Below are 11,878 nucleotides of genomic sequence, written 5' to 3'. Positions count from 1 at the left end.
CCGGTGCCGGATCCGGCACCGGACCCCTCGCCCGTGGTGATCGTGCAGGGCGCCGACGAGGAGGACCCATGGCCGACGACCGACGGGCGCTGGTGCTGGGCGGCGGCGGGCTGACCGGAATCGCCTGGATGTACGGACTGCTGGCCGGGCTCCTCGCCGACGGCGTCGACCTGCGCGACGCCGACCTCGTCGTCGGGACCTCGGCGGGGTCGGTGGTGGGCACCAACCTGGCCGTCGGGCGTGACCCGGCCGCCCTCGCCGCGACCCAGCTCACCCCGCCGTCCGGGGAGATCGCCGCGACCCTCGGGCTGCGGCTCGCGGTCCGCTACGGCGTCGCCGCGCTCTCCGGACCGCGCGACGCGACCCGGGTCCGGGCCCGGATCGGCCGCCTCGCCCTCGACACCGACACGGTCGACGAGGCCGAGCGGATCGCGGTGATCCGCTCGCGGCTCGACGGCGCGGACTGGCCCGCCGACCGCGACCTGCGGGTCACCGCCGTCGACGCGCACACCGGCGGGTTCCGGGTCTTCGGCCGCGACGACGGCGTCGAGCTCGCCACCGCGGTCGCCGCCAGCTGCGCGGTGCCCGGTGTGTGGCCGCCGGTCACGGCCGCGGGCACCCGGTGGATCGACGGCGGGGTCCGCTCGATGGCCAACGCCGACCTCGCCGCCGGCTACGGCCGTGTCGTCGTCCTCGCGCCGCTGTCCGGCGGGCTCGGCGGTGCCGCGGCGCCGCGGGTGCAGGCCGAGGCGCTCGGTGCGCTGGCCCGGGTCGCGGTCGTCGAACCGGACCGGCGGTCGCGCCGGGCGTTCGGGCGCAACATGCTCGACCCGGCGCGGCGCTCCGCGTCGGCGCGGGCCGGCCGGGCGCAGGCGGCGGACGTCGCCGCCGAGATCGCGCGGGTCTGGGGCTGAGCCCGCGGGGTATTCCCGCCGGAGACCGATCCCACGGGGTCGCATGAGCGCGCAACGGCCCGGGTAGCCGAGGGCCATGACTGTTCCCACGATCAAGCTGAACGACGGCCGCGAGATCCCCCAGCTCGGCTTCGGCGTCTTCCAGATCGAGCCCGGTGACACCGCGGAGAAGGTCAGGGCGGCCCTCGACGTCGGCTACCGCCACATCGACACCGCGCAGATGTACGGCAACGAGGAGGGCGTCGGCAAGGCCATCGCCGACTCCGGCATCCCGCGCGACGAACTGTGGATCACCACCAAGCTGAACAACGACGGGCACGGCCGGGAGTCGGCGGTGAGCAGGCTCGACGAGAGCCTCACCAAGCTCGGCCTCGACCACGTGGACCTGTACCTCATCCACTGGCCGCGTCCGAAGGAGAACCGCTACGTCGAGACCTGGCAGGGACTCGAGGACGCGCAGAAGGCGGGCAAGGCGCTGTCGATCGGCGTCTCGAACTTCCAGCCCGGCCACCTCGACCGGCTCGCGGCGGAGACCTCCACGGTCCCCGCGATCAACCAGATCGAGTTCCACCCGCACCTGGTGCAGCGCGAGCTCCGCGAGTACCTCCAGCAGCACGACATCGCGCTGGAGGCGTGGAGCCCGATCGGCCAGGGCAAGGGCCTGCTCGACGCGCCCGAGCTGAAGGAGATCGCCGAGCGGGTCGGCAAGTCCGCCGCGCAGGTCGTGCTCCGCTGGCACATCCAGCTCGGGAACATCGTGTTCCCCAAGTCGAACAACCCGGAGCGGATCAAGGAGAACTCCGAGATCTTCGACTTCGCCCTGAGCGAGGACGACATCGCCGCCGTCGAGAAGCTCCACACCGGCGAGCGCATCGGCCCGGACCCCGACGACTTCGGCTGATCCGCACCCCGCGCGCCACGGCCCGGCGCCCCTCTCCGTGAGGGGCACCGGGCCGTCGTCGTCGGTGGGGGTGACGGGTGTCACAGTGCGGCATGTGCGGAGGGCACGGCGCCACGGACCACCCGACAGGGGACGCGGACGGGCCGGCGCGGTGGACGTGTGCGCGTGCGCCCGTACGGTGGGGACGATGTTGGCGATCACCGAGAACGCCGCCGAGGCGATCAAGACCCTGAGCACCGACGCGGAACTGCCCGACGACGGCGGCCTGCGCATCTCCGCGACCGACCCGGCGCAGGGCCTCGAACTGGCCCTCGCGCAGGAGGCCGACGCGCAGGACACCGTGCTGCGCGGGGAGGGCATCACCGTGTTCCTCGAGCCGGCCGCGGCGGAGCTCCTGGACGACAAGGTGCTCGACGTCCAGCCCGTGGCGACCGAGCAGGGCGAGCAGGAGCTGCGCTTCGCGATCGTCGAGCAGCCCGAGGCCCCGGACACCGTCCAGGCCTGACCCACCCGACGCACTGCGTGGCCCCGCCGGACATCCGGTGGGGCCACGCCCGTCTCACAGCTCGGTGACGGTCCCGTCGCGGACGTCCCAGCGGCGGGTGGCGCGCACCGTGTCGAGCATCCGCCGGTCGTGGGTCACCAGCAGGACGGTCCCGTCGAAGTCCTCGACCGCCTGCTCCAGCTGCTCGATGGCGGGCAGGTCGAGGTGGTTGGTCGGCTCGTCGAGCACCAGCAGGTTCACCCCGCGCGCCTGCAGCAGCGCCAGCGCGGCGCGGGTCCGCTCGCCCGGCGAGAGCGACGACGCCGTCCGCAGCACCTGGTCCGCGCCGAGGGAGAACTTCGCGAGCAGCGTCCGCACCTCGGACTCGGGCCAGTCGGGCACCTGCTCGCCGAACGCGCGCAGCAGCGTCGCGTCCCCGAGGAAGGCGCCGCGGGCCTGGTCGATCTCGCCGACCAGCACCCCCGACCCGAGCCCCGCCGAGCCCGAGTCCGGGGTGATCCGGCCGAGCAGCAGCCCGAGCAGCGTCGACTTGCCCGCCCCGTTCGCGCCGGTGACGACGACCCGGTCCGCCCAGCCCACCTGCACCGTCGCGGGACCGAACGCGAAGTCCCCGCGCCGCACGGCGGCGGCGTCGGCCCGCGCGACGACCGACCCGGACCGGGGTGCGGAGGCGATCTCCATCCGCAGCTCCCACTCCTTGCGGGGCTCCTCCACGACCTCCAGCCGCTCGATCGCCCGCTCGGTCTGCCGGGCCTTCGCGGCCTGCTTCTCGCTGGACTCCTGGCGCTGCGCGCGGACGTTCTTGTCCGGGTCCTTCGTCTTGCGCCGGGCGTTGCGCACGCCCTGGGCCATCCAGTTGCGCTGCATGACCGCGCGCTGCTTGAGGCCACCCAGCTTGTCGGCGTACTCCTCGTAGTCCTCGCGGGCGTGCCGGCGGGCGACCTCGCGCTCGGCGAGGTAGGACTCGTAGCCGCCGTCGTAGACGTCGATCCGCTGCTGGACCAGGTCCAGCTCGACGATCCGGTTCACCGTGCGCGCCAGGAACTCCCGGTCGTGGCTGACCAGCACCGTCGGCGTGCCCTGCCGGGCGAGGCCGCCCACGAACCGCTCCAGCCGCTCCAGGCCGTCGAGGTCGAGGTCGTTGGTGGGCTCGTCGAGCAGCAGCAGGTCGTAGCGGGACAGCAGCAGCGCTGCGAGGTTCGCCCGCGCCGCCTGCCCGCCGGACAGCCCGGTCATCGGGGCGTCCGGGCCGACCGCGAGCCCGACCTCGCGCAGCACCTCGCCGGAGCGCTCGTCGAGGTCCGCGCCGCCGAGGGCCAGCCAGCGGTCCAGCGCGGCGGCGTAGCGGTCGTCGGCGCCGGGGGTGCCCGACGCCAGCCCCTCCGCCTCGGCGTCCATCGTCGCCTGTGCGTCGGCGACGCCGGTCCGGCGCGCCAGGAACCCGGCGACCGTCTCCCCGGGACGCCGGTCGGGCTCCTGCGGCAGGTGCCCGACGGTCGCGTCGGGCGGGGCGAGGGTCAGCGACCCGTCGTCCGGGGGCCGCGAGCCGGCCAGCACCGTCAGCAGGGTGGACTTGCCGGCGCCGTTGGCACCGACCAGCCCGATGACGTCGCCGGGCGCGACGACGAGGTCCAGCCCGGAGAACAGGGGTCGGTCGCCGTGGCCGGCGGCCAGGCCCGTCACGTGAAGGGTCGCGCTCATCTCGAGCGCAGACGCTACCCCTACAGGTTCGCCCCGAAGAGCCGGTGCAGGGCGTCCCAGTGCCGCTGTTCGGCGTCGTCGTCGTGGGTGGGGGCGTCCGGCACCGCGAAACCGTGCGCCGCCGGGTAGGTCTCCAGGGTCGCCGACACCCCGGCCGCGGACAGCGCGTCGCCGAGGCGCTGCTTCTGCTCGTCGGGGAAGGAGTCGTCGTCGGTGGCGCCGGCCACGTACACCTCGGCCCGGATGCGGTCGGCGAGCCGGTGCACGCTGGCCGGGTCGTCGGTGGCGAGGTTGCCCCCGTGGAACGACGCCGCGGCCGCGACCCGCTCCGGCTGCGTCGCGGCGGTGCGCAGGCTCATCACCCCGCCCATGCAGTAGCCGGTGGTGCCGACCGCCCTGCCGCCGACCTCGGGCCGCTCCAGCAGCGCGGTCACCCACGCCTCGGCGTCGACGGCGACGAACTCGGGCGTCAGCGACCTCACCATCCCCATCAGCCGGGCCCGCTCGGGCTGGTCGGAGAACACGGTGGCGAAGTCGAACGGGGCCCAGTCGCCGTGCCGGTGGTAGACGTCGGGCAGCAGCACCGCGTAGCCGAGCGACGCCAGGTGCGCGGCCATGTCGTGGATGGCCGTCCGGACACCGCCGGCGTCGGGGTAGAGGAGCACGCCCGGCCACGGGCCGTCGCCGTCGGGGGTGTGCAGGGTGGCGGCGGCGTCGCCGTCGGGGGTGCTGATCGTGAAGTCGGTGCGCGGCACGGGTCCGGCCTCCCGGGGGTGATCGACGGGTCGCACCCGTTCTACGCCCCCGGGAGGCGTTCCGCCGGACCGCGGCGCGGTTCGGGTGGTACGTACCGGATCAGGTCCTGGTCAGTGCGTCGTCCTCGTCGAGGCGCCGGGTACGGGTCTCCGAGTAGCTCGCCACGGCGATGATCGTGACCACCGACGCGACCGCGATGTACACCGCGATCGAGTAGCCGGTACCCGTCGCGACCAGCAGCGACGCCGCGATCAGCGGGGCCAGGCCGCCCGCGAACACCGACGCCAGCTGGTAGCCGATCGAGATGCCCGAGTAGCGCACCTTGGTGCCGAACAGCTCGGACAGGAACGCCGCCTGCGGGCCGTACATCGCGCCGTGCAGCACCAGCCCGACCGTCACCGCGACGGCGGTGAGGGCGAAGCTCTGCGTGTCCACCAGGAAGAAGAACACGAACGCCCAGACGCCGACGCCGGCGGCGCCGAACAGGTAGACCGGCTTGCGGCCGACCCGGTCGGAGACCGCACCCCACATGGGGGTGGTCACCAGGTGCACCGCGGCACCGATCAGCACCGCGCCCAGCACGAACGACGACGGCAGCCCGAACTGCTCCTTCACGTACGTCGAGATGACGATCGTGAAGATGTAGTACGAGACGTTCTCGGCGAACCGGGCGCCCATCGCGGTGAGGACCTCGCGCGGGTAGAGCCGCAGGACGTCCAGGATCGGCATGGTGTCCTTCTCGCCGGCCGCGGCCCGTGCGGCGGCCCTGGCCTGCGCCTCCCGGAAGACCGGGGACTCCTCGACGGCGAGGCGGACGTAGAGGCCGATCAGGACCAGCACCGCGGACAGCAGGAACGGGATCCGCCAGCCCCAGGCCAGGAACGCCTCCTCGGACTGCACCAGCGCCATGATCGCGAGCAGGCCGTTGGCCAGCAGCTGACCGGCCGGGGCACCGGCCTGCGGCCAGCTCGCCCAGAACCCACGGTGCTCGGGCTTCCCGTGCTCGGAGACGATGAGGACCGCGCCGCCCCACTCACCGCCCAGCGCGAAGCCCTGGATCAGCCGCAGCACGACGAGTAGCAGCGGCGCGGCGATCCCGATCGTGGCGTAGGCCGGCAGCAGGCCGATCGCGAACGTCGAGGCGCCCATCATCATCAGCGACAGGACCAGCAGCTTCTTGCGGCCGATCTTGTCGCCGTAGTGGCCGAAGACCAGGCCGCCCACCGGGCGCGCGATGAACCCGACCGCGAACGTGCCGAGCGAGAGCAGGGTCCCGGTCGCGCCGTCGGACTCGGGGAAGAACACCGCCGGGAACACCAGGGCGGCGGCGACGCCGTAGAGGAAGTAGTCGTACCACTCGACGGTCGTGCCCAGCATGCTCCCCGCGACGACCTTCGCGATCGGCGTGTGCGGCTGGTCGGACGCCGGTGGCGTCGGTGATCCCGGCGCGGTGGCGCCGGCGTGCGTGTCGGACACGGTCCCTCCCCATCGACGGACATCTGCGGTGGCGTCACGGTAGGGCCGCGGTGCGCCGTTTTCACCGGTTCCGGCCACATCGGTACCCCGACCGTGACGTGGCCCGGCCACACCCGGTCGCGGCCGCGCGGCAGACTGGGCCACATGGCCGACCTGTTGCCCCTGCCGGAGGACTTCGAGCGGGCGCTGGTGGTCGTCGCCCATCCCGACGACATGGAGTACGGCGGTTCCGGCGCCGTCGCGCGGTGGACGGCGCAGGGCCGGGAGGTCGTCTACCTGCTGGTCACCCGTGGTGAGGCGGGCATCGACACGATGGACCCCGCCGAGTGCGGACGCGTGCGCGAGGCCGAGCAGCGCGCGGCCTGCGCCGCCGTCGGCGTCACCACGTGCGAGTTCCTCGACCACCCCGACGGGCTCGTCGAGTACTCGGTGGCGCTGCGCCGCGACATCGCCGCCGCGATCCGCAGGCACCGCCCGCAGCTGGTGGTGACCGGCAACTTCCGCGAGTTCTGGGACGCCGGTGGGACGCTCAACCAGGCCGACCACGTCGCGGTCGGTCGGGCGACGGTCGACGCCGTCCGGGACGCGGCGAACCGCTGGCTGTTCCCCGAGGCCGGGGAGCGCTGGGACGGGGTCACCGGCCTCGCCGCGGCCTCCTCGCCCGCCGCGCGGCACGCCGTCGACATCTCCGAGCACCTCGACGCCGCCGTGGCGTCGCTGTCCGCGCACCGCGCCTACCTCGACGGGCTGGGCGGCGGCCCGATGACCGATCCCGGCACGTTCCTGCGCGCGGCCGCCGAGCGGACGGCGGAGCAGCTGCCCGGGGCCACCGCGGCCACCCCGTTCGAGTACCTGCGGCCCTGAACCGGCCGGAACGACGATGATCCGTGCCTCAGCCGACCGGCCTCGGTGGGGATCGCGGGCAGTACGCCGGTACCGTCGTCGTGAGGGGTGATGGGGTGAACGGCTCGACCGCGCAGGCGCGCGTACTCGTCGACGAGCTGGCGCGGGCCGGTGTCACCGACGCGGTCCTGTGCCCCGGCTCCCGCAACGCGCCACCCGCGTTCGCGCTGGCCCGGGCCGACGAGCGGGGCACGGTCCGCCTGCACGTGCGCATCGACGAACGTGCCGCGGGCTTCCTCGCGCTCGGCCTGTCGCTGGCGTCGGGCCGCCCGGTCCCGGTCGTCGTCACGTCCGGGACGGCCGCGGCGAATCTGCACCCCGCGGTGCTGGAGGCGTCGCACTCGGGGGTCCCGCTGCTGGTCCTGACCGCGGACCGGCCGCCGGAGCTCGTCGGCACCGGCGCCAGCCAGACGGTCGACCAGGCCGGTCTGTACGGCGGAGCCGTGCGCTGGGCGGGCGCGCTGCCGGTGCCGGTGGGCACCACCGAGCCGGAGGCGCGGCGCTGGCGGGCGGTCGTCGCGCGGATGCTCGCCGCGGCCGTCGGTGCCGGCGCGGGCGCGCCCGGTCCGGTGCACCTGGACCTGCCCTACACCGACCCGCTCGTGCCCGACGACGACCCGGCCGGACCGGACACCGGGCACCGCGACGCCGGTCTGCCCGGAGCGGACCTCCCCGCCGGACGGCCCGGCGGTGCGCCGTGGACCGCGGTGTCCCGCCCGGTCCGCGCGCTGCCCCCGCTGGAGCTCGACCCGGGGGCGCGCACGCTCGTCGTCGCCGGGGCGGGCGGGCCCGCCGCGGACCCCGGCCTGCTCGGCGGGGCCCCTCTGGTCGCGGAGCCGTCGTCGTGCTGGTGGGCGCACGCGCTGCGCACCGGGCCGTGGCTGCTCGACCGGCCGGAGCTGCGCCCCACCCAGGTCGTCGTGCTCGGCAGGCCCACCCTGCACCGGGGCGTCGCCGCGCTGCTCGCCGACCCGTCGGTGGCGGTGTTCGCCGACCCCGGTCCGGACGGCGCCCCGTGGACCGACGTCGCCGGCACGGTCCGGGCCGTCGGGGCGCTGCCCGCGCTGTCCCCGCCCGAGGACTGGGTGCGGTCCTGGCGCGACGCGGACCGGGCCGCGGCCACGTCCCTCGACACCGCGCTCGACGACGGCACCGCCGCCGGCGCACCCGGTCTGCGGCTGGCCCGCGACCTCGTCGCCGCCCAGCCCGACGGCGGCCAGCTCGTCCTCGGTTCGTCGAACCCGGTCCGCGACGTCGCGCTGGCCGCCGTGCCCCGCTCCGGGCTCACCGTGCGGTCGAACCGCGGGGTCGCGGGCATCGACGGGACGGTGTCGACCGCCCTCGGCGCCGCGCTCGCCCACCCGGGCCCGACGGCGCTGCTGCTCGGCGACCTCACGCTGCTGCACGACTCCACCGGACTGGTCGTGGGCCCGGGGGAGCCGTCCCCGGACCTGACCGTCACCGTCCTCGACGACGACGGCGGAGGCATCTTCCACCTGCTCGAACAGGGCGGCCCGTCGCACGCCCACGCCTTCGAGCGCGTCTTCGGCACGCCGACCGGCGTCGACCTCGTGGCCCTGGCCCGGGCGGCGGGCTGGCGGGCGGCCGACTGGAGCGGCGACGCGGGCGAGCTGGCGGCCCGCCCCGGCTCGGGACGGCGGCTGGTCCGGGTCGCGGCGCACCGCGCCGGGCTACGCGACGCGCACGCCGAGCTCCGCCGGGTGGTCGCCGCGGCGCTGGACTGAGCCGGTCCCGCCCGCGTCCGCGCCGCGGCACGTGCTGCCACGCCCCGGCGGACACGGCGTCCGCCCGGCCCGGGCCGGGCTCAGCCCTCCAGGGACTCGCGGACCGCGCGCATCTTGGCGGCGGCCTCGCGCACCTCGCCGTCGGGCTCGGAGTCGGCGACGATCCCGCACCCGGCGAACAGCCGCGCCGTGCGTCCCTGCAGCTCGGCACAGCGCAGCGCGATGCCCATCTCGCCCGCGCCCTCGGCGTCGACCCAGCCGACCGGGCCCGCGTAGCGGCCGCGGTCGAGACCCTCGATCTCGGAGATCAGCGCCGTCGCGTCCGGGGTCGGGGTGCCGCCGACGGCGGCCGTCGGGTGCACCGCTCCGATCAGCGTCAGCAGCGATGCAGGCCGGGCCGGGTCGAGGCGGGCGTGCACGTCGCTGGACAGGTGCGACACGTTCGGCAGGGTCAGCACCGACGGCGCGTCCGGCACGTGCAGCTCGGCTACCAGCGGGCGCAGCGACGCAGCGAGGGAGTCCACGGCGTAGGCGTGCTCGCGGCGGTCCTTCGACGAGCCGATCAGCGCGCCCGCGGTGTCGCCGTCCGGTCCGGAGCCGGGCCACATCGTGCCCGCCAGCACCCGCGACTCCACGGTCCGCCCGCGCAGCCGCAACAGCAGCTCGGGGGTGGCGCCGACCAGGCCGTCGACGGCGTAGCTCCAGCACGTCGGGTAGCGCCGGGCGAGGCCGCGGAGCAGGAACCGGGGGTCCAGCGGGCGGTCGGCGACGGCGAGCAGGTCGTGCGCGAGCACCACCTTCTCCAGCTCCCCGTCGCGCATCCGCCCGACCGCCGCGGCGACGGCGGCCCGGTACCGGTGCGCGGACACCTGGCCGTCGGCGTAGCGCAGGCGTCCGCTGGGGCGCACCGGCGACGGGACCGGCAGCCTGCCCGGGGTCTCCGGGGCGTCGGCGGGGGTGATCTCGGTGATCCAGGCGCGGTGCCCGCGCCGCCCGACGATCACCTGCGGCACGACGAGCACCGAGCCCGGGCAGCCGTCGGCGAAGGTGAACGAGGCGAACGCGAGGGCGCCGGTGCCGGGGAGGCGGACGTCGTCGTAGCCGGCGCCGGCGTCGAGCCGGTCGACCACGCGGCGCCACCAGCGGTCGGCCTCGGCGAAGCGCTCGGGTCCCGACGCGGTGAACCGCGCGACCTCGCCCCAGCCGACCACGCCCTCGCCCTGGCGCACCCAGGACAGCGCCCCGGCGTCGGCGGGCAGCACGTCCAGCAGCCGCCCGTCGAGCCGCAGCGGGCGTGTCCGGACGCGCAACGCGGTGCTGGCCGGTGCGACGGTCACCCTTCGAGAGTAGGCAACTTCCTCGGCCGGGGCGGGCGCCAGGGTGGGAGGCACCGGACACACCCGGGTGCCGGAGCGCTCCTAGAATCGGGTCCCGTGACCAGTCCGAGCGGCCGTCCCACCGGCGATGTGCTGACCGAGACCTCGGCCGTGGCGGCCCGTCTCATCGGCCGGACGCGGTACCACCTGCCCGAGATCGTCCTGGCCGTCGCACTGGCGTGGACGCTGGTCGCGCTGGTGGCCCTGGGTGGTGCGTTCCTGGAGGACGCGGCGATCGACGGCAACCGCGGCACCACCGCCGCGACCGTCCTCGACGGCTCGGACTACTGGCGCACCCTGGTCAGGTTCGTCGACGACGAGGGCCGGCTGCAGACCCCGGCCGCGGGCATCTCCTACCCGGTCGGGCTCACCCCGGGCGAGAACATCTACGTCGAGTACGACACCGCCGACCCGACGCACGTGCGCGTCGCGGGCCGCACCGCCGTCGACGGGATCCTCCCGGTCGCCGGGCTGATCGCGGGCGGCTGGGTGCTCCTCGGGCCGCTGTACGTGTGGCTGCGCCGCCGCCGGGCCCGCACCGGCACCGTCTGACGGCGCCCGGACCGGACCGGACCGCACCGGGCCGCGCCGCCCCGCACCGGGCTCAGCCCCGCCAGAGCGCCCCGACCTCGGCGGCGACCTGCGGTGCGGCGACGAGCAGCCCGCCCTCGGGCAGCGGCGTCGACCGGCCGTCGCGGCCCTGCACCAGCGCGCCGGCCTCGGTGGCCAGGCAGAGCGCCCCGGCGACGTCCCACTCGTGGTAGCGGGTCAGCACCGCGGCGACGGCGTTGCCCAGCGCGACCTGGGTGATCGCCAGCGCGGCCGAGCCGAGCACCCGCACGCCGACGTGCGCGGCGCGGGCGCGTTCGACGAACCCGGGGTCGGGGTCCTCGGCGCAGATCAGCGACCCGGCGACCCGGGCGGTGCGCCGCGGCGGCACCGGCACGCCGTTGGCCCGGAAGCCGCGCCCGCGGGCGGCGGCGTAGATCTGCCCGCGGCCCGGGTCGGCGACGACGCCCACGGCCGGGCCGTCGCCGTCGACCAGGGCCAGGCTGTAGGCGCACCAGGGCAGGCCCGCGACGTAGTTCGCGGTGCCGTCGACCGGGTCGACGACCCACCGCAGCGGTGCGGTGTCGGCACCGGCGTCGGCGCCGAACTCCTCGCCGACGACCGGGCAGCCGGGGAACTCCGCGGCCAGCACCCGGCGGGTGTGCCGCTCCAGGGTGCGGTCGGTGTCGGTGACCCAGTCGAACGGGTTGGCCTTGGCCGACGCGTCGAGCGATCCGGTGTGCTCGCGACCCAGCGTCGCGGTGATCACCTCGGCGGCGTCGTTGGCCAGCCGGCCCGCGGTCTCGAGCGCGCGGGAGAGCAGTGCCGGGTCCACCGGCCGGGGGGACGGCACCGGGGGTGGCGCCGTGTCTGGCGGGGTGTGGGGCACGGCCGTCATGCGACCCGAGTGTCCGGGCGGGTGATGTCCCGGCGACGACGTGCGGGTGTCCACCTTGTGCCGGACGTGCCAACTCGTGACCCGCCCACCCGATGTTCGCCCAGGGTTGGGTGGTTGATCACGCCAGGGACCCGGCCCGCTGTCCCGCCCCCGT

11 protein-coding genes are annotated in these 11,878 nt (G+C 75.7%); 6 read left to right on the top strand and 5 right to left on the bottom strand.

Going from position 1 to position 11,878, the window contains the following annotated elements; all coding sequences use genetic code 11:
- Positions 1-68 precede the first annotated feature (68 nt).
- The 3 genes from MTO91_RS23400 (at position 69) to MTO91_RS23390 (ending at position 2,320) form a co-directional block, all read left to right on the top strand.
- Positions 69-914, top strand: coding sequence for a patatin-like phospholipase family protein (locus MTO91_RS23400; protein WP_476652734.1), 846 nt, complete (start codon positions 69-71; stop codon positions 912-914).
- 76 nt (positions 915-990) lie between these two features.
- Positions 991-1,815: an aldo/keto reductase gene (locus MTO91_RS23395; protein WP_208818954.1), complete on the top strand. Its 825-nt coding sequence runs from the start codon at positions 991-993 to the stop codon at positions 1,813-1,815.
- Positions 1,816-2,002: 187 nt separating this feature from the next.
- Entirely contained in the window at positions 2,003-2,320 is a 318-nt protein-coding gene (locus MTO91_RS23390; protein WP_073576881.1) for an adhesin, read from the top strand.
- Positions 2,321-2,374: 54 nt separating this feature from the next.
- On the opposite strand, the gene MTO91_RS23385 is transcribed toward MTO91_RS23390, so the two are convergent.
- The 3 genes from MTO91_RS23385 to MTO91_RS23375 form a co-directional block, all read right to left on the bottom strand.
- Positions 2,375-4,021: an ABC-F family ATP-binding cassette domain-containing protein gene (locus tag MTO91_RS23385; RefSeq protein ID WP_208818955.1), complete on the bottom strand. Its 1,647-nt coding sequence runs from the start codon at positions 4,019-4,021 to the stop codon at positions 2,375-2,377.
- 20 nt (positions 4,022-4,041) lie between these two features.
- On the bottom strand, positions 4,042-4,776 hold the full coding sequence (locus tag MTO91_RS23380; RefSeq protein ID WP_208818956.1) for a dienelactone hydrolase family protein: 735 nt from the start codon (positions 4,774-4,776) through the stop codon (positions 4,042-4,044).
- A gap of 100 nt (positions 4,777-4,876) precedes the next feature.
- On the bottom strand, positions 4,877-6,154 hold the full coding sequence (locus MTO91_RS23375; RefSeq protein ID WP_251786793.1) for an MFS transporter: 1,278 nt from the start codon (positions 6,152-6,154) through the stop codon (positions 4,877-4,879).
- A gap of 243 nt (positions 6,155-6,397) precedes the next feature.
- On the opposite strand from MTO91_RS23375, the gene MTO91_RS23370 reads away from it, so the two are divergent.
- Positions 6,398-7,117, top strand: coding sequence for a PIG-L deacetylase family protein (locus tag MTO91_RS23370; protein WP_251786729.1), 720 nt, complete (start codon positions 6,398-6,400; stop codon positions 7,115-7,117).
- Between the two features lie 95 nt (positions 7,118-7,212).
- Complete coding sequence (gene menD / locus MTO91_RS23365) at positions 7,213-8,901, top strand: 2-succinyl-5-enolpyruvyl-6-hydroxy-3-cyclohexene-1-carboxylic-acid synthase (protein WP_476652732.1); 1,689 nt, start codon at positions 7,213-7,215, stop codon at positions 8,899-8,901.
- A gap of 80 nt (positions 8,902-8,981) precedes the next feature.
- Here the strand turns inward: menD and MTO91_RS23360 are convergent, their stop codons facing one another.
- Entirely contained in the window at positions 8,982-10,238 is a 1,257-nt protein-coding gene (locus MTO91_RS23360; RefSeq protein WP_405414871.1) for an isochorismate synthase, read from the bottom strand.
- Between the two features lie 96 nt (positions 10,239-10,334).
- Between MTO91_RS23360 and MTO91_RS23355 the strand changes: the two genes are divergently transcribed.
- A complete protein-coding gene (locus MTO91_RS23355) occupies positions 10,335-10,829 on the top strand; it encodes a DUF3592 domain-containing protein (protein ID WP_139282884.1) in 495 nt (164 codons plus the stop codon).
- Positions 10,830-10,881: 52 nt separating this feature from the next.
- Here MTO91_RS23355 and MTO91_RS23350 read toward each other — a convergent pair whose 3' ends face one another.
- Positions 10,882-11,724: an inositol monophosphatase family protein gene (locus tag MTO91_RS23350; protein ID WP_476652730.1), complete on the bottom strand. Its 843-nt coding sequence runs from the start codon at positions 11,722-11,724 to the stop codon at positions 10,882-10,884.
- Between the last annotated feature and the right edge of the window lie 154 nt (positions 11,725-11,878).

It is taken from the genome of Pseudonocardia sp. 2-7 (genome assembly GCF_056341085.1).
This window is presented reverse-complemented; position numbering and strand designations above follow the sequence as displayed.